The organism is Paraburkholderia fungorum (genome assembly GCF_900099835.1).
Lineage (GTDB): Bacteria > Pseudomonadota > Gammaproteobacteria > Burkholderiales > Burkholderiaceae > Paraburkholderia > Paraburkholderia fungorum_A.
Map to the genome: position 1 here is coordinate 1,982,150 of NZ_FNKP01000002.1, position 17,565 is coordinate 1,999,714.

Below are 17,565 nucleotides of genomic sequence, written 5' to 3' on the forward strand. Positions count from 1 at the left end.
CGTCGCCGCGCATTGCAACGAAGAAGCGGCAACCGCTCCTTGCGTGAATCCCATTGCCGCGACGAGCCCAATCAGGAGCCGGCCTTTTTTTGATCCTTTGCTTCGATTGTCGTGCATAAAAACGCTCACCATTGATAAGTCGCGTGACCGATCACGGTGCGACGCAATCCATAGAAACACTGCGTGGCGCTCGCACACGCAGCGACGTATTCGCGATCGAACAGATTCGACGCAGTGACCGAGAAGCGCCAGTTGCGCCAGTCGTAATGCGCACCGAGATCGACCAGCGTGTACGAACTGACCTTGAACGAGTTATCCGCCGCGCCATACGTATTGCCGATATAGCGAACCCCGCCGCCAAACCCAAGACCGCTCAGCGGCCCTGCATGCAGCGTGTAATCGAGCCACGCGGACGCCATCTGGCGCGGCACGGCGGCCGGCGTATGACCGAGCGACGAATCGGTGGCCGACGCGACATACGCGCTCGTGTACGTATAGGCGAGGATTGCGTTCAGCGAGTGAGTCAACGCAAGATGCGCCTCCACTTCTACGCCGCGGCTATTGACCTGCCCTGTCTGCACACGATAATTGCTGTTGTTCGGATCGATGGTCGACACATTGCGCTGACGCAGATCGAACAGCGATACCGTCGTGAAACTCGCACTGCCCGGCCGCTGATATTTGACGCCCACCTCGTATTGCTCGCCGGTGGTCGGCTTGAGCGGTGCGCCGTCCGATGTCGTGCCCGATGTAGTCGGCTGGAACGAACGCGAATAGCTGAAATACGGCGTAACTCCGCTGTCGAACGAATAGAGCACGCCGCCGCGCCACGTGAACGCGCGATCGTATTGATGCGTGCTGGTCGACTTGATCAGCTCGTTCGAATCCGTCGACGCCCAGTCCTCACGACCGCCGATCACGAACGACCATTTGCCGAAGCGCACCTGGTCCTGCGCGTACAGACCGAGTTGATCGGTGCGCTGGCGCGTGTAGCTTGCCGTCGTCGGGTCCGCAATGGCGATGCTGTAATCGGGGTTCAGAATGTCGAGCGCCGCCGCCTTGCCGGATGCGAGCGTGCGATCCGCCATCGTCATCTGATAGTCAAGACCGAACAACACGGTGTGTTCCAGCGCGCCGGTTTTGAAATGCGCTTCGGCCTGGTTGTCTACGGAAATGCTGTCGACGTGTTCATACGATCCACTGGTCAGGCGATTCAGATAGCGCTGGGTTGAGTCGGTGTAGCCGCTCGAATAGACGGTTTTATAGTTCGACCACATGTGCATGTAACGCGCGTTCTGCCGCACGGTCCACACGTCGTTGAAGCGATGTTCGAACTGATAGCCGACTGACGCCTGCATCCGCTTATAGGTGTCGTAGTCGGGATCGCCATCGTTGAAACCCGTGCCGAGCTGACCGTTCGGATTCGCCGACACCGTGCCATAACGCGGCAGAAAACCGTAATAGCCATTTTCCGGATCGTACTGATAGCTCGCGAGCAGAGTCAGCGACGTGTCCGCGTCGGGCTTGATCGTGACCGATGGCGCGAAGTAGATGCGGCGCTCTTTCGTGCCGGACACCTGCGTGTCCGCATCGCGCGCGAGGCCGACGAAGCGGTACAGCACCTTGCCGTCGTCGAGCTGGCCGCCCAGATCGAATGCGCCTTGCCAGAGATTGTGCGTGCCCGCCGCCACGTCGATTTCGTTGACGTGATTCGCTTCCGGCATCTTGCTTTCCATCACGATCACGCCGCCCGGACTTGCCTGACCGTACAGAATGGAACTCGGTCCGCGCAGCACTTCGATGCGTTGCAAACCGTACTGATCGATTTGCGGAACCGCATACGAAAGGCCGCGCCCGAGCTTCAGTCCATCGAGAAAATTCACGTAACTCGCGCTGCCGCCAAAGCCGCCGAAACCGCGCAACATCACGCTGTCGTAGCGCTCGCCGACACCGCGCGCCTCGGCCACCACGCCGGGCGTATAGCGCAACGCCTGCGCGACGCTTTGCACGCCCTGCGCGTCCATCTGCGCGCGATCGATCACCGTGACCGACTGCGGCGTGTCCTTGAGAGCGGTCGCGGTCTTGGTGCTCGCGCGGCTCACGACCGGTTCATCGGCGGAGACCGCGGACGAACTCACCACGACCGGCGGCAACGTCTTTCCCTCGGGGCTTACCTCGCCGGATGCTGGGACGTCCTGCGCTTTCACGCTCAGCACGATGCCGCCGTGCGCGCCTTGCTGGGCGACGAGACCGGTGCCCGCGAGCAGCGCATCGAGCGCGTTCGCACTCGACATGCTCCCTTTCACGCCGGGGGACTGCCGTCCCACCGTGAGATCGGCGGCATAGGCGATCTGCACGCCGCTCACGTCCGCGAATGCATTGAGTGCGCTATTCAGCGAGCCCGGTGCAATACGAAACTCGTGCAATGCCGCGGCGGACGACGATGACGAACCGGCGCTGCCGGTTGCACTGGATTGCGCATGCGCCAACGGCGCCATCATTAACGTGGCAAGCACGGCGCGATAGATCAGGCGATGACGCAGGCGGTTGGCGGTGCGGCCGTGCGTGTACGAACGCAGTCCGCGTGATGACTGTGAATCCAGCTTCGACAAGATGATTTCCCCGTGTAATTGAAGACCTTATGTCTGCTAGACGCAGCAGCCTTCAAAAACAGGAGGTCGTTTTTAGAATTATTTTCTGGCGAGGACGATCAGCCGGTCGGCAACTGTCAGACGGTCGAGTCCGAACGCATCGCACAACGTATTGAGCGCGGCCGCAGGATCGTTGAGATTGAAATTGCCCGACACGCGCAGCGCTGCCGCCGGACCACGCACATAAAGAAAGTGCTGCGGATAGTAGCGATTCAACGATTGCAACACGTCGCGCAGCGGCACGTCGTCGAAACGCAGACGCCCTTTCTGCCATGCGGTGAGCGCGGCGATATCGGCCTGCTGCATGGGTGCAGGCGCGGCACTTCCACGATATTGCGCGGCCTCGCCGGGGCGAAGTACTTCCCTGCCGCCCGCCGTTGCGACCTCGACGCGGCCCTCCGTCACGACCACGTCGACAACCGGCGCTTGCGTATCGCGGCCTTCGTCGAGCCGGTCTACCTGGAAGACTGTGCCGATATCGCGCGTCGTGCCGTCGCGCGCAACAACGAGGAACGGTCGCGCTTCATCGTGTGCAACGTGGAAGGCCGCGCGGCCTTTGCGCAAGACGATCCGGCGCTCACCAGCGGTGTACTTCACATCGATTGCGCTTTGCGCGTCGAGCTTCACCGTGCTGCCGTCATCTAGCGCAATCGTGCGTTGCTCGCCCGTCGCCGTCGACCAGTCCGGCTGACGCACGACGCTCACTGTCGCGACGGCAAGGGCCGCCACGCCGACCGAAGCGATCACGGGCATACGCAGACCAGATAGCCACGCTCGAGGCCGCCAGCGGGCCGGATTGCGATTGTGTCGCCGCTGACGGGACGGCGTGCTCGCGTGAGCTTCGAACGATGATGGCTTCGTGCGCGCATTTTCTTCGTGCACAGCCACCGTTTTCGTGACTTGCGCGCCCGCGGCCTGCCACGCTGCCGATGCCGCATCGAACGCCCGGCGATGCGCTTCCGAGCGTGCAAGCCAGCGAACCAGGCGACTGTCGTCGCGATTCACGCGGCCGGAATCGAGCCTGACCGTCCACACGGCGGCCTCCGCTTTCAGACGCTGCGGTCCCTTGCCGGGCATGCCCACCGGCGACGATGCGTCGCGTGAATCAGGCGTCATGGAGCGAGGCGTCATCGTGGCGTGCCGGTAGAGCGGATTGCAGAGATGCCGGTATTCTAGCGGCGCCGTGCGACGAATCAACCAGCGGGCCGTCATGGCCGGCATCGCTCTGAAACACGAGCAGCGCGCGGCGCAGATGCTTTTCGACCATGTTGCGGCTGATGTTCAGCCGGGTCGCGATGTCGTCATGAGAGAGGCCGTCGATTTTCCGCAGCAGGAACACTTCGCGGCAACGCGGTGGCAAAGCGGCAACCATCGTATCGATCCTGTGGGCAGTCTGGGCGGCCTGGGCCAGCAGGTCGGGCCGCGCCGCGTCGCTCGGATAATCGCCCGGCTCGTCGTTCATCGTGTAGTCGGCGACGATCACTTTGTCGGCGACACGCTGTTCGCGAAACCGGTCGATCACCAGGTTCTCGACCATCCTCACGAAAAACGCCTGTGGCTGCTGGACGCGCTCGGGTGCTTCCAGTGTCGCGATCCGGACGAACGCGTCGTGCACGATGTCCGCCGCCGACTCGGCCGACGCCACACGACGCCTGGCAAACGCAAGCAGCGAGTGGTAATGCGCGATGAACGCACTGGCGAGAGTGTTCGGAATAGGCACGGTTTTGCGCTCGACCAGGAAGGGCTGTCGAGCCGGTGGACGATAAAATGCAAATGCGAATTATTATCATTTGAAATGAAAATTGCAAGCATTTTGCATGGAAAGCGGGGTTAAGGTTGCTGACGGTGCGTGGTGGGCTTCGAGCGAGTGTTGTCTGTGTCGAGCATCGCCAGATGGCGCGTTTCCGTTTCATCGTCGGCGGGAAACATGCATTCGATCCGCAGCTCCTGCGCCGCGACGCTCAGCGGCGTGCCCACGCTGGCCACCATCGAAAAGTAGTTCAGCACGTGGCCATCTTTCATGAAGCCGATTGGAATAACGGGCATTGACGCAGAGTCGGCAGTGGAATCGGTATCGGATTGCGCAGAAGCCTTTCGCTGCGTCGATACGTTTGGATACGCCCGTAAGGCCGCGAGCAGGTCGCGCGTGGGATCGTCGATCACGCGCCCTACCGATTCGCGATACACCCGCTGGATCAGACTCTCCGACACGCGCTCCCAATCGGCGATAAACGGCCGCATGGCGTCGGGATCGAACACGAGATGCAGCATATTGCGCGGCCCCTTGCGCGCGGCCATGTCGATGAAACAGTTGAAAAAACGCGGCGCCGCGTCGTTGGTCAACAGCACGTTCCAGTAGCGGTCCATGACCAGAGCCGGGAAGGGTTCGTGTTGCCGCAGCATCCGTTCGAGCGCCTTCGTCACGCTCTGCATTTCCTGCGCGTTCCATGCCGTGTCGGCGTAGATCGGCGCGTACCCTGCCGCCAGTAACAGCGCGTTGCGCTCGCGCAGCGGTATGTCGAGCGTCTGCGCGAGATCGATCAACATCTGGCGGCTGGGCACGCTACGCCCGCTTTCGATAAAGCTGATATGACGCTGCGACACGCCTGCATTGAACGACAGATCCAGTTGACTGATTCCGCGCAGATCCCGCCAGTGACGCAATAGCGGGCCGATTTCGTTCGACGATGCATTGATGGCTCGATTCGTATTCGCAGGGTTCATCGCTCGGTTGTCCGTCGTCCGTGGGTCTCGAAGGCATGCGGGCTCTCAGTGGTGAGCCAGCATACCCTGCCCGGCTGCAAGGCGGCTCACGCGTGCCACGCGTGCGTCTGGAACTGCGCTTCCAGCGGTGGTTGCGCGATGTTGCCCACGTAATTCGTGATGGTCGATGCTGCGGAAACTGCCAGCACTTCGAGCACCTGATCGCGACGAAAGCCTGCTTCGAGAAATGCGTTCAGATCGTGCGCGTCGAGATGCCCGCGCTTTTCAATCGCGGTCCTCGTCAGCGTGGAAAGCGCGGCATGCCGACGATCCGCCGGCACGCGTGCCTCGCGAATCGCGTTGACGTCAGCGGATGTGAGGCCCTGGTCGAGCGCCAGCGCGGTGTGAAATGCGACCGCCCACGAGCACGCGTTGGTCACCGCATTCGTCAGAAGCAGGGTCTGGATTTGCGCTTCGGTGAACGTGCCTGCGTGGACCTTCTGGAACAGATCGATGAATGCACCGATCAGCACCGGCGATTCCGCCATGGCGCCTGCGATGTTGGGGATGAAGCCGAATGTCTGTTCGAGTTGCCGCAATACCGGCGCGGACTGCGCCGGTGCGGAATCGATGGAATGAATCGGAAACGTCGACATGATGCGTCCTCGGTAGTGAGCGCGGCCCGGGATGAACCGCGCGACAACCGAAGATTAGGTGCGTGGATGCTGCTCGCCAATTACCTCACATGTAATAAAGGCATGGCGATTTTCTGCGCCGACAGCGGCGGCCTGCCCGCTTTTACCGCCGAGGTTCCATCAACCGCTTGACGGTCAACGCGAGCGGCACGGTGAAGAAGATATGAGACATGAAGCCGCCGATAATCACCGCCGGATCGTAGTAGTTCGGGTGATTGTCCGACGAAATCATGATCGCGACATGCATGACGATCCACGCCAGCACGGCATAAAACAATGCTACGAAAGTGGCTTCATATCCACGTCGACGGAAGTACGGCCAGATCATCGCAAACAGCACGCCCCATGCCGCCGCGAACACAAAGTGAATACCTGTGCCCACGATATACGCCCAGATGCCCAGCGACTCCTGTACCGCCTTGCCGAACACCAGGCCCGTTGCGTTTCGCGGAATGCCCGCCAGCGGCATCATATGCTGCGCGCCGACCCAGACTAGCGCCTCGTAAATCCAGATAAACACAGCGCCGACCAGACCACCGGTTATACCGGCGCGTAGCGTCGTTGCGCGGTTAGGCGATTCGGAACCCGCTGCGCCGAATCGTTTGTCGAGGCCCGTCTCGGTTACGCCAAAATTGCTGCCCATATCCACCCCTCCTGGAAATCCTGGAAGCGCGCTTTGTACAAACCCAAGCGCTTCGTGTAAACCTTCGTGCAAACAATACTCAGCGGGTAACGTCACGAGCCACGTGGATCAACGTGGCCTCGCGAGACCGCTCTTACACCGCCTCCGGCACCCGACGCGTTTTCAAAAATGCTTCGAGCGTTTCGCCGCGCATGCTCGCGTACATGCCGAGGTTCGTGATCTTCACCACTCGCGCGAATTTTTCGAGCACGAAAAAGCACACGCCGTAGCGAACCAGACCGAGCCAGTCTGTGTTGTCGACCAGCGTGCGTTCTTCGTCAGTGAGTTTCGCCGCGTCGTAAGCCGCGCTGCGATTGTCGAGCCACAGCGCGCGCGCAGGCGCTTCACGCATCATCCAGAAGAAGCGGTTCAGCCGCATCGCCTTGATGCTTTGGCGAATATCGAACGGGTACGTGCCCGTCAGTTCTTCAACACCGATCAGTTGCGGATTCATTGCGCCACCTCGTCTTCATAGATGGTCACGGCCATCGCGGTACTGGTCGCGAGATAGTAGTTGCGATGCAGTTCGCGAACCTTCGGACCCAGCGCGCCACGCATCGCGAGCCACATGATCGTCTCCACGCTTTCCGCGCCGCCCAGGCGCACGTAGTCGACGTGCTTCATGGCCGCGAGACGCTGCGGATCGTTGACGATCAGGTCGAGAAACTCCATGTCCCATTCGGTATTGTTAAAGCCGCTGCGCTCGCCGTGCACCTGGTGAGACAAGCCGCCCGTGCCGACCACCACGACATCGAGATCCTCTTCGTACGATTCGATCGCGCGACGCAGCGCCTGCCCCAGACGGTAGCAACGATTCGCGGTAGGCAGCGGATATTGCAGCACGTTCACTTCGAGCGGCACCAGCGACATCGGCCAGCCGCCGTCATGCGGCAACATCAACGAAAGCGGCGAATTGCAACCGTGATCGAGCGGACGGTCCTGAAAGATCGTCAGGTCGAACTCGTCGGCCACCATCTGCTCGGCGATGTGAATCGCGAGATCGGGATGCCCGGCGATATCCGGCAACGGACGCTTGCCCGCGCCCTCGTCCGCGAATTCGTGGCTCCCCGACACGCCCAGCGCGAAGGTCGGATAGCAGTCGAAGAAGAAACTGTTGGCGTGATCGTTGTAGAACATCACCATTACGTCGGGCTTGCGTTCGGCAAGCCATTTCGCCACCGGTTCGTAGCCCTTGAAGAGCGGCGCCCATGCGGGATCGTTCTGCTTGCCCTTGTCGTACGCCATGCCGATAGTCGGCACGTGCGAGGTGCCGATGCCACCAATGATCCTTGCCATATTCGTTGTCTTCCGTTACTTCGTGCTGCGCTGAAAGTGCGCTGAGTGTGCTCTACGTATGCGCTTACCGTTGCGCCGGATTCGCGCGCCAATCGGATAGGTCACCGCTTTTTCACAGGTAGCTATCGCGACCGCCTTGGGATACAAAGGTAGAAATTGTGCCGCTTTCGAGAAAGCTCGGGTAAACCACGGTCAGCCGCAAATTGCCGGATCAAACCGCTATGGGATGCCGCTATGCGTCGTCACTGGTCAAGCGGCAAGCCCCATGGCGAACGGCTTTTCTGGTATCCCGAGTGACCGCCGGGGCATTCCGGCCGGCCTTTTGTCGTGTAGCCACCGATAAATAAAACAGATGGCCTTGAAAACAACTCGCAAGCAGGTCCGCGAGCATGCTTTTGAGGCGTGGTGAAGTGCCGCCGCCGTGGCTATACTTCACTGCTCCAAACGAGGCGAGACCGATGAACGAGACCACCCAGCAGGCGATTGTGCAGACCTTACGCGAGAAGATTCTTGCGGGCGAACTGTCGCCAGGCCAGCGCCTCGTCGAGGCGCAACTCGCGCAGTGGCTCGGCGTGTCGCGCACGCCGCTGCGTTATGCGCTGAGCGTGCTGTCGTCGGAAGGCTTGCTCGACCGTTCGGGTGCACGCGGTTATGTCGTGCGGCGCTTTAGCGTGCATGACATCCTGAACGCGATCGACGTGCGCGGCGTGCTTGAAGGACTCGCCGCGCGGTCGGTTGCCGAGAGCGGAGTCAGCCCGGCATTGGCGGCCTCGCTCGACGAATGCCTGCGCGAAGGCGACGAGCTTTTCGCGCAACAGCATCCGAAACCAGGCGACGACGTGCGTTACGCCGAGATCAACGGACGCTTTCACGCGCTGATTGTCGACGCGTCGCAAAACATGGCGGTCAAGGCCGCGTTGAGTCTGAACGAGAAAATCCCGTTCGTGTCGCCGTTCACGATCGCATTCGACGAATCCGCACGAGAGCGGCAGTTTCTGATGCTGATGTACGCGCAACGCCAGCATCATGCGATCGTGGATGCACTTAAAAAAGGCGAAGGTGCGCGCGTGGACGCGTTGATGAAAGAGCACACAAACATTTCGAAAGAGAGCCTGAATCTTTCGCTGCCGTCTTTGCACCTTATTGCAGGCGCCGCATGATGAGCACGAATACTTCTACTGCTGACAGCAATCCGGTGGCGGTTAAAGCGTCGTCGGCGAGCGGCAAAGACCTGCTCAATCTCGCGCAGTTGCGCGCGTTCCGCCTCGTCGCCGATATGGGCAGCGCGACCCGCGCGGCCGCCGCGCTGTTTCGCGCGCAATCGGCTGTCACGCGTTCCGTGCAGGAACTGGAGTCGGCGCTCGGCGAACCGCTGTTCGATCGCGGCCCTTCCGGCATGCTGCCCACGCCCGTCGGGCGGGCGGTTTTGCAGCGCTGCGAGCGGATTTTCGCGGAACTCGAAGAACTCGCGCAATGGTGTGCTGCACGCCAGGCACGTCGCAGGCCTGCGGCAGAGGGCGCATTGCCCGCTTATCTGTTGAATACGCGGCGGCTGCAACTGTTCGCGGCGCTTGCACGGCATCGGCACATGCCGAGCGCGGCTAAAACCTTCGGCATCAGTCAACCGGCTGTGAGTACTGCGATTCGTGTACTGGAAAGCGGCTCGGGTTTGAGTCTGTTTCATCGCAGCCCGCGCGGGATTCTGCTCACTGCGGAAGGCGAAACTTTCCTGCTTCACGTGCGCCGCGCGTTGAACGAACTGCGCCACGTCCCTGACGATATTGCCGCGTTGCACGGCAAGATTCAGGGCGCGGTCACGGTCGGCGCATTGCCGCTTGGACGCACGCTTATCCTGCCTAAAGCCATCGCGCGAATGACCTCGGAAAATCCGGGCGTGCGCGTCGCCACCGACGAAAGCTCGTACGAGACGCTCGTCGCGGGTCTGCGTGCAGGCGACATCGATTTCATCCTCGGCGCGCTGCGCGATAACGACGCCAGCAGCGGCCTCAAAAACGAGCGTTTGATGTCGGAAGACATGGTCGTGCTGGTGCGCCACGATCATCCGCTGACGCGTGAACGCGATCTGACCATCATGGGTCTGCGGGACGCGCAATGGGTGTTGCCGCGCAGTAACGCGCCCGCCCGTGCGCTGTTCGAAGCGCAATTCAAGCGATTGAAAGTGAAGCCGCCGCTGCCCACGGTCGAGACCGCCGACCTCGCAGTGATTCGCGGATTGCTGCTCGGCACGGACATGGCGGCTGCGTTGTCGGCGCAGCAGCTGCATCACGAGGTGCAATCGGGTCAGTTAGTCGTGCTCGACGTGCAATTGCACAATACCCGCCGCGATATCGGGCTGACCGTTCGCGCCGCCGGCACGCCCTCGCCTGCCGCGCGCGCATTGATCGACGCGATCCGGCTCTCGGTGGTGGACGTGACGCGCACCATCAACATCGGCGCGAACTAGGTAGCGGGCCGTTCGACTCGGCCCGCTTCGCTCTTCTGCCTGAACCTAAAGGCAATAGACGATCCGGTTGTCGCGCAAGCCGCTTAAGAAGTGCTTCGAATGGTGCTGGTGAGGACTACACCATCTGCAGGTGCCCCAAACGCGATCATCGAGCTTCTGCATGCACCTTCGCGCCGAAGCGCTCGACACATGCCTGCCGCACCCTCTCCACCGACACCGCCCAGCCTTCCCCCGGTGCACGGCGAAACACCCGCAATGTGTGCGGATACCACGGCGAATCGTCACGGCCGTGCATCCAGCGCCAGTCGACATCTTTTTCCGGCAGCATCACCCAACACGGCTTACCCAGTGACGCGACCAGATGCGCGGTGGACGTATCGACGGCAATCACCAGATCGAGTTGATCGATGATCGCGGCCGTGTCCGCGAAATCGGTGACGAGCGTACCGACATCGAGCAACGGTTGACCGGCCGGCGGATTACGCGCCTCGTCCTCGCCCTGCCCTTTTTGCAGGCTCACAAAGCTCACTCCCGGCACACTCCACAGCGGAGCAAGCGTGGCGAGCGACGGCATCGAGCGATTCGCGTCGTTGTGATGTTTCGTGTTGCCCTTCCACACCAGACCGATCTTGCGATCCGCCGGCAGCATGTCAAGCATCGGCCGCCATTGCTCGCGCAGCGCAGGATCGACTTTAAGCTGCACGGGGCGCGGAATCGTTTCGATGGTTGTGCGCAGATAGAACGGTGCGCTCAGCAGACTCGTCCAGCAATCGTAACGCGACATACGAGCCATCGCCGTCGCATGATCCAGCATCTCGTCGGCACCGGCTACTCCCGCCATCAACCGATGCAAACCCGGCGCGCACGCGAACGCAATATGAGCGGCGCCTTGCGCTTTTAGCAGCGGTAGATAACGCGCGAATTGCAGCATGTCGCCGAGTCCGTCTTCCTGCCAGACCAGCACCGATTTACCGGCAAGCGGTTCGCCGAGCCACTGCGGACAACTGAGCATCGACCGAGTCTTGTAGTGGATGAAAGCCGGCTGTTCGTAACGGTACTCGTATTGCTGCCAACCCTCTTCGAATTGACCGATGCTGAGCAGCAGAACCGCGAGACCGAAGCGGGCTTCACCGTAATCGGAACGGATGACAAGCGCCTCGCGATACGCGCGTTCCGCCTCGGGCAATCGCTTCAGTTGCGCCAGCGCGTTGCCGAGATTGGCGTACGCCTCGGCGAGTTGCGGATTCACTTCGATCGCCTGCCGGAACGCCTCGACGGCTTCCGGATAACGGTCAATACGACGCAGCACGCAGCCCAGATTGTTATGCGCATGCGCAATGCCGGGGTTCAAACGAATCGCGTCGCGATAAGCCTGTTCGGCATCGGCGAGACGCTCCTGTTTGAACAGGGCAATGCCGAGGTTGTAATAAGCCTCCGCATACTGCGGACGATGCACGATCGCGTCGCGATAAGCCGCTTCCGCTTCGGTCAGGCGCTCCAGTTCGATCAGCACCGCACCGAGGTTCAGATGCGCCTCCGCGAACTCGGGCCGGATGGTCAGCGCGAGGCGGCAAGCGAGTTCCGCTTCGACGAGCCGGTTGGCCGCCTTCAGCACGCCGCCGAGATTATTGAGTGCTTCCGGGTATTGCGGGCGGATCGTCAACGCCTCGCGATAGGCCGCGTCGGCTTCGTCGGCGCGGCCGAGTTCCACCAGCACGCTACCGAGGTTGTTATGCACCTCTGCATGCCCCTGAAGACCCGGCAACGCCTTGCGATAAGACACTTCCGCGTCATGCGGACGGCCCAGGTCACGTAGCACGATGCCCCGGTTGTAATGCGCCTCCGCGAAATCCGCGCGAATCGACACGGCCTGGCTGTACGACGCTTCCGCTTCCTGCCGGTAGCCTAGCCCGTAAAGCACGATACCGAGCTGATAGTGAGCTTCGGCCTGGTCCGGCCGCAACGACACCAGTTCGCGATACATCGCTTTCGCGGCGGACAAACGCCCGAGCGACTTGTACAGCGAGCCGAGGCTGCTGTACACCTCGGCGAAACCGGGTTTGAGTTGCAGGCACTGACGCCAGTAGTTTTCCGCATCGGCGACCTTGAGCTGAGCAAGCGAACAGGCACCGGCGATATTCAACGCTTGCGCGCGCGCGTCGGCTGGCAGCGTCGCGTCTTCGCAAACGGGCGTCACCAGCGACAAAGCGTCGGCGAACTGGCCGGCCGAGCTCAACGAAACGGCCCGCTGGTTGAGGTCGGCAATATCGGCAATCGGGGATGCGTGCGTCTGCGTGAGCGTCATGAGTCGTAGGAATGAAATCGGGGCGAGGCGCGGTTCGGCGCTCTTCCCTCGCGGACATAACGAACCTCCGGCCCGGGACGGAAAGAGGAACGGCTACCACACAGCTTACGGGAACCGGCGCTGGACCAACGCGAAGAACTGAGCGGCTTTTTGCCGTCTAATCTGGCGCTATACGCGGAATCACGCGAGATAAATCTGTAAGGCAATGCTAAAATCGCCCCGCCTTTATCCCGACCATCATGACGCTACGTTCCCGCAACCACCTGACCGCATGGCTTGGCCTGTTCGCCATGTGGCTCGTCGTGTTCGCGCCGCTCGTGAGTCAGATGCTGGTGGCGAACCAGGCACACGAGCCTATCGCCGCGCTGTGTTCGGCGCTCCATCCGTCTGGCGCGAGCGACGCAACGCTGGTCAGTCATGCCGGTCCCGAGCCGGTACATCTCAGTCACGACGACGCATTCGGCGCGTGCGGCTACTGTCATCTGCTCGAGCATCATGTCGCGATGCCGACAGTCGCAGCAATCGAACCGCCGGCCGCCCTCGCGCTGGCCGGCACCGCGCCGCCCACACTCTCCACCCGCTTTACTCCGCTCGGCGCGTTCCCTTCGGGACGCCCCAGAGACCCGCCTGCTGTTTCCTGATCACTGCCGGTTCTGATCGCGCGTTTTTCGCGTCTATTGCACCAGTCGCACTCATCGTTTCCGACGAGGGGGCGCGCGATCGCCTGTCCAATGCATCAAGGAAACTTTCATGTTCAACTTCGCGCTGCGAAGGCTGCCCCTTTGCGCCCGCAGAGGCGCGCGCGGCCTCGCGTCCAACCGGTTGTCACAACCGTTTTTTTCGTCGTATTTCCGCGCTGATCTGAAGGCCTGCTGGCCTGCGCTGATTCCCGCAATCGTTGCTCCCGTGGCTCATGCGGAAAGCGCCAGTACGAATACCGAAGCCACCTTGCCCGCGGTCAGCGTCAGCGCTTCAAATACGGCGGCCACGCCCCGCGCCGTCGCCCCGAACCTGCCCGCCTCCGTCGAAACCGTGACGCGCGAGCAGTTCAGCAACTGGAACGTCGTCAACACCGAAGACACGCTGAAGTACATGCCGAACTTCGCTGTGCGCAAGCGTTTTATCGGCGATGTGAACTCGCTGATAGCCGTACGCGGTACGAGCAATTCGCAAAGTGCACGCGGTCTCGTCTACGCAGACGGTCTGCTGCTCAGCAATCTGCTCGGCAACAGCTTTACGTTTGCGCCGCGCTGGTCGATGGTGTCGCCCGACGAGATCCAGCAGGTCGACGTGATTTACGGGCCATTCTCGGCGCTATATCCGGGCAACTCGCTCGGTGCGACGGTGCTCATCAGCACCTACATGCCGAAAAAATTCGAGGCCACCGCCGACGTCAAGGCGTTCACCCAGCATTTCAGCCTGTATGGCGTGAATCAGAATTTCAACGGCAGTGAAATGAGCGCGTCGATCGGCGACCGGATCGGCAAGTTCTCTTATCGGCTTGCTGTCAATCACCTGGAGAATACGAGTCAGCCGTTGCAATTCGCGACGCTCGCGCAGTCGAGCACGCCCGCGACGGCCGCCGCAACACCCGTGACGGGCGCGTATTTCTATAACAACCAGACCAATACGCCGACGGCCGTACTCGGCGTCAACGGCGAAGGCATCGAACACACGGTGCAGGATCAGTTCAAGCTGAAAACGCAGTACGACTTCACGCCGACACTGCAAGCCGGATTTACGCTCGGCTACTGGCATCAGACCTATAACAGCGCGACGTCGAGCTTCCTGCGCGACGCGGACGGCAATCCTGTCTATAGCGGCACGGTCTCGATCGGCGGCTATCAATACACGATCCCCGCCGCGGCTTTTGCACCGAGTCTCGGTCATAGCGAGAACTGGCTATATGGCGTGTCGCTAAAAACGCGCAACGCTACAGGCTGGAACGGCGAAGCGATCGCGTCGTATTACGACGTGAGCAATAGCGTGGCGCGCACCGCCAACTCCGGCGCGCCGGGCAACGGTCCCGGCACGGTGATTTTCGGCGACGGCACCGGCTGGAAAACACTCGATTTACGCAGCACGTACACGCCGTTCAGCACGCAAGCCGGACTCGCTAATCACGCGCTGAGTTTCGGCTATCACTACGACAATTACTTCCTCGATAACCAGAGTTACAACACGCTGAACTGGCGCGATGGCGAAGCCACATCGTTCGCCAATTCATTCGTCGGCAAGACGCAGACCCAGGCGCTTTACGCGCAGGACGCGTGGCGTTTTCTACCGCGCTGGAAACTGGTCTACGGCGTACGTTATGAAGATTGGCAGGCTTATGGCGGTGCGCAAGGGCTGCCTGGCCAGAGCATTGCCTACAGCGATGCAAACCAGCACCACTTCTCGCCGAAAGCATCACTCTCGTTCGACGTCACCGACGATCTGACCTTACGCGCGTCGATTGGCCGCGCTTATCGATTTCCTACAGTCAGCGAATTGTTCCAGGGGCAAATCAACGGATCGTCGATCGTCAATAACAATCCGAATCTGAAACCCGAAGACGATCTTTCGAAAGAACTCACTGCCGAATGGGCGCACTGGAACGGCGTGTTCCGCTTCTCGCTGTTTCAGGACGACGTGAAGAACACGATCTTCAGTCAGACCGATACGACCGTGATTCCCAATGTGACGAACTTTCAGAACATCGGCAAAGTCCGTTCGCGTGGTGTCGAAACCAGCTACTCGGGACAGGATGTGCTCGTGCATGGACTCGATCTGCTAGCAAGCGTGGCTTATACGCAGTCGAAAATCATCGCCAATGCGCAGAACCCTGCGTCGGTCGGCAAGTACTTTTACCGGATTCCGCTATGGCGTGCGGATCTCGCCGCGACCTATCGCTTCAGCGAACGCGCGGCGCTCACGCTTGCCGCGCGTTACTCGGGGCGCCAGTACAACACGCTCACCAACACCGACACCAATCCCGATGTATTCGGCGGCACCAGTTCGTACACGGTGGCGGATGCGAAATTCACCTTCCGTCCGACGAAGCTGAGTGAAGTCGGCATTGGCGTCGACAACCTGTTCGATGCGCGCTACTTCGTCTATCACCCGTATCCGGGCCGCACGTTTTACGTGGAAGCCAAGCTGCGCATGTAAGCGCGCAACCCCATTCCGACTGACGAGGATTTCATGTCCACCACGACTGCCGCTCAACGCGTAAGCCCGGCGACGGGCACCACTCATCCCGGCTATCGAACACTCTGGCGCTGGCATTTTTACGCCGGTCTGTTCGTCATGCCGTTTCTGATCGTGCTCGCGATAACGGGCACGTTGTACTGTTTTCAGCCACAGATCGAGCCGCTGCTCTATCGTCACCAGATGGTTGTCGACACGCAAGCCGTGCCGAGACTCAGCGAAGACGTGTTGCTCGCCAGAGCGCGCGCCGCGATGCCGCAAGGCGCTGTCGCGTTGACCGCAATGATCGCCAGCGACCCCAATCGCAGCACCGAATTCATTTTCCGTCTCGCCGACGGCGACAAGCAAAGCGTCTACCTGAACCCGTACAACGGCGATGTACTCGGCACCTTGAGTGTCGAGCGACGTTTCATGCAGGTGGACCGCATGCTGCATCGCAAGTTGCTGCTCGGTAAGCCTGGCGAACTTTTGATGGAACTTGCCGCATGCTGGACGCTCGTGATGATCGGCACAGGCATCGCGCTATGGTGGCCGCGTGAGAAAACAGCTATACGTCGGGCACTTTTGCCTCGCTTCACGCTGAAGGGTCGCGCGCTTTGGAAGAGCGTTCATGCGGTGATGGGCCTCTGGCTCGCGCTCGGCGCACTCGCGTTCGTGCTGAGCGGACTCCCGTGGTCGGGTTCGTGGGGCAAGCAGTTCAAGACGCTTGCGACGGCGGCGAATCTCGGCGCGCCGGAAGGCTCGTGGGGTGGCTTGCCTTTGCGCTCCGTGCTGCCTGGAGCGCAATCCGTCAATGCGCCAGATGCGACCCACGCTCAACACCATGGACACGCGGCCGATACGGACTCGATGCCCGGCATGGTGATGGACGACCTGCCTTTGCCGTTGACTCCATGGGCCGTCGGCAACGCGCCGGTGCCTCACTCCTCATCGAGCGATACGCAAACCGCGCAGCCGTTGTCGCTCGGACGCATCGTGGCGCTGACCGCGTCGATCGGCGTGACGGACGGTTACAGCATCGTGCTGCCCACGTCCGCGACCGGCGTTTACACGGTGTCGTATTTTCCCGCCGATCCGAAAGACGAGCGCACGTTGTACCTCGACCAATACAGCGGCGAGGTACTGAAGGACATTCGCTACGACGACTACGGCGCGGTAGCGAAAGCGGTGTCGTATGGCACCTCGCTGCACATGGGACGTTACTTCGGCGTGGCGAATCAGGTTATCTGCGCGGCCATTTCGCTCGGACTCGCGGCAATGGCCGTCACCGGCTTCGTGATGTGGTGGAAGCGGCGGCCCCAGCGCTCGCTCGGAGCACCGTCGCGCGAACGGGCCGCACCGCCGATGCGCGGCTGGAAAACCGGCCTCGTTCTGCTCGGCATCGTCTTTCCGCTGATGGGCGCAACGATACTGGCTGTGTGGATCGCAGACCGGCTGGTTTTCGGTCGGGCGACGAGGCGCAGCGTAAGCGCGAGTTAAGCCGACAAGCCGATTCATCTGAAAAATCACCGCGCCGGTCAGCAGCCAACAACTAACGCATTGCCCCCGAAGATCGTTTACGATACATTTTGCTCGTTTAT

At 61.2% G+C, this 17,565-nt stretch carries 14 protein-coding genes; 5 read left to right on the forward strand and 9 right to left on the reverse strand.

The window, feature by feature from the left end:
* Positions 1 to 125: 125 nt before the first annotated feature.
* The 8 genes from BLS41_RS24630 to BLS41_RS24665 form a co-directional block, all read right to left on the reverse strand.
* A complete protein-coding gene (locus BLS41_RS24630; protein WP_083380070.1) occupies positions 126 to 2,612 on the reverse strand; it encodes a TonB-dependent siderophore receptor in 2,487 nt (828 codons plus the stop codon).
* A gap of 78 nt (positions 2,613 to 2,690) precedes the next feature.
* Positions 2,691 to 3,782: a FecR family protein gene (locus BLS41_RS24635; protein WP_171910302.1), complete on the reverse strand. Its 1,092-nt coding sequence runs from the start codon at positions 3,780 to 3,782 to the stop codon at positions 2,691 to 2,693.
* Positions 3,757 to 4,371 (reverse strand): RNA polymerase sigma factor, encoded by a 615-nt coding sequence (locus tag BLS41_RS24640; protein WP_074769573.1) that lies wholly within the window; start codon positions 4,369 to 4,371, stop codon positions 3,757 to 3,759. Before BLS41_RS24640 ends, BLS41_RS24635 begins: the two co-directional genes overlap by 26 nt.
* 110 nt (positions 4,372 to 4,481) lie before the next feature.
* On the reverse strand, positions 4,482 to 5,375 hold the full coding sequence (locus BLS41_RS24645) for a helix-turn-helix domain-containing protein (protein WP_074769575.1): 894 nt from the start codon (positions 5,373 to 5,375) through the stop codon (positions 4,482 to 4,484).
* A gap of 86 nt (positions 5,376 to 5,461) precedes the next feature.
* Positions 5,462 to 6,010, reverse strand: a complete 549-nt coding sequence (locus BLS41_RS24650) for a carboxymuconolactone decarboxylase family protein (RefSeq protein ID WP_074769577.1) — start codon at positions 6,008 to 6,010, stop codon at positions 5,462 to 5,464.
* Positions 6,011 to 6,152: 142 nt separating this feature from the next.
* On the reverse strand, positions 6,153 to 6,692 hold the full coding sequence (locus BLS41_RS24655; protein ID WP_074769579.1) for a hypothetical protein: 540 nt from the start codon (positions 6,690 to 6,692) through the stop codon (positions 6,153 to 6,155).
* 133 nt (positions 6,693 to 6,825) lie between these two features.
* Positions 6,826 to 7,185, reverse strand: coding sequence for a protocatechuate 3,4-dioxygenase (locus tag BLS41_RS24660; RefSeq protein ID WP_074769581.1), 360 nt, complete (start codon positions 7,183 to 7,185; stop codon positions 6,826 to 6,828).
* Positions 7,182 to 8,027 (reverse strand): gallate dioxygenase, encoded by an 846-nt coding sequence (locus tag BLS41_RS24665; RefSeq protein ID WP_074769583.1) that lies wholly within the window; start codon positions 8,025 to 8,027, stop codon positions 7,182 to 7,184. Before BLS41_RS24665 ends, BLS41_RS24660 begins: the two co-directional genes overlap by 4 nt.
* A gap of 458 nt (positions 8,028 to 8,485) precedes the next feature.
* Between BLS41_RS24665 and BLS41_RS24670 the strand changes: the two genes are divergently transcribed.
* Both BLS41_RS24670 and BLS41_RS24675 read left to right on the forward strand, forming a co-directional pair.
* Positions 8,486 to 9,187 carry a GntR family transcriptional regulator gene (locus BLS41_RS24670; RefSeq protein ID WP_074769585.1) on the forward strand — a complete coding sequence of 234 codons (702 nt, stop codon included), beginning with the start codon at positions 8,486 to 8,488 and terminating at the stop codon, positions 9,185 to 9,187.
* Positions 9,187 to 10,491: a LysR family transcriptional regulator gene (locus tag BLS41_RS24675; protein WP_074769587.1), complete on the forward strand. Its 1,305-nt coding sequence runs from the start codon at positions 9,187 to 9,189 to the stop codon at positions 10,489 to 10,491. The genes BLS41_RS24670 and BLS41_RS24675 overlap by 1 nt, the downstream gene beginning before the upstream one ends.
* A 145-nt stretch (positions 10,492 to 10,636) precedes the next feature.
* Here the strand turns inward: BLS41_RS24675 and BLS41_RS24680 are convergent, their stop codons facing one another.
* Entirely contained in the window at positions 10,637 to 12,796 is a 2,160-nt protein-coding gene (locus BLS41_RS24680) for a tetratricopeptide repeat protein (protein ID WP_074769589.1), read from the reverse strand.
* A 239-nt stretch (positions 12,797 to 13,035) separates the two neighbouring features.
* Between BLS41_RS24680 and BLS41_RS24685 the strand changes: the two genes are divergently transcribed.
* From BLS41_RS24685 to BLS41_RS24695, 3 genes are all read left to right on the forward strand, one after another.
* Positions 13,036 to 13,437, forward strand: a complete 402-nt coding sequence (locus tag BLS41_RS24685) for a DUF2946 domain-containing protein (RefSeq protein ID WP_074769592.1) — start codon at positions 13,036 to 13,038, stop codon at positions 13,435 to 13,437.
* Positions 13,438 to 13,546: 109 nt separating this feature from the next.
* Positions 13,547 to 15,946, forward strand: coding sequence for a TonB-dependent receptor (locus tag BLS41_RS24690; protein ID WP_074769594.1), 2,400 nt, complete (start codon positions 13,547 to 13,549; stop codon positions 15,944 to 15,946).
* Between the two features lie 33 nt (positions 15,947 to 15,979).
* Positions 15,980 to 17,464 carry a PepSY-associated TM helix domain-containing protein gene (locus BLS41_RS24695; RefSeq protein WP_074769596.1) on the forward strand — a complete coding sequence of 495 codons (1,485 nt, stop codon included), beginning with the start codon at positions 15,980 to 15,982 and terminating at the stop codon, positions 17,462 to 17,464.
* Positions 17,465 to 17,565 lie beyond the last annotated feature (101 nt).

Bases quoted from the DNA above. Each gene is read 5' to 3' on its own strand.
- BLS41_RS24635 (WP_171910302.1), bottom strand. From the start codon at position 3,782: ATGACGCCTCGCTCCATGACGCCTGATTCACGCGACGCATCGTCGCCG.
- BLS41_RS24645 (WP_074769575.1), bottom strand. From the start codon at position 5,375: ATGAACCCTGCGAATACGAATCGAGCCATCAATGCATCGTCGAACGAA.
- BLS41_RS24650 (WP_074769577.1), bottom strand. From the start codon at position 6,010: ATGTCGACGTTTCCGATTCATTCCATCGATTCCGCACCGGCGCAGTCC.
- BLS41_RS24655 (WP_074769579.1), bottom strand. From the start codon at position 6,692: ATGGGCAGCAATTTTGGCGTAACCGAGACGGGCCTCGACAAACGATTC.
- BLS41_RS24660 (WP_074769581.1), bottom strand. From the start codon at position 7,185: ATGAATCCGCAACTGATCGGTGTTGAAGAACTGACGGGCACGTACCCG.
- BLS41_RS24665 (WP_074769583.1), bottom strand. From the start codon at position 8,027: ATGGCAAGGATCATTGGTGGCATCGGCACCTCGCACGTGCCGACTATC.
- BLS41_RS24670 (WP_074769585.1), top strand. From the start codon at position 8,486: ATGAACGAGACCACCCAGCAGGCGATTGTGCAGACCTTACGCGAGAAG.
- BLS41_RS24675 (WP_074769587.1), top strand. From the start codon at position 9,187: ATGAGCACGAATACTTCTACTGCTGACAGCAATCCGGTGGCGGTTAAA.
- BLS41_RS24680 (WP_074769589.1), bottom strand. From the start codon at position 12,796: ATGACGCTCACGCAGACGCACGCATCCCCGATTGCCGATATTGCCGAC.
- BLS41_RS24685 (WP_074769592.1), top strand. From the start codon at position 13,036: ATGACGCTACGTTCCCGCAACCACCTGACCGCATGGCTTGGCCTGTTC.
- BLS41_RS24690 (WP_074769594.1), top strand. From the start codon at position 13,547: ATGTTCAACTTCGCGCTGCGAAGGCTGCCCCTTTGCGCCCGCAGAGGC.
- BLS41_RS24695 (WP_074769596.1), top strand. From the start codon at position 15,980: ATGTCCACCACGACTGCCGCTCAACGCGTAAGCCCGGCGACGGGCACC.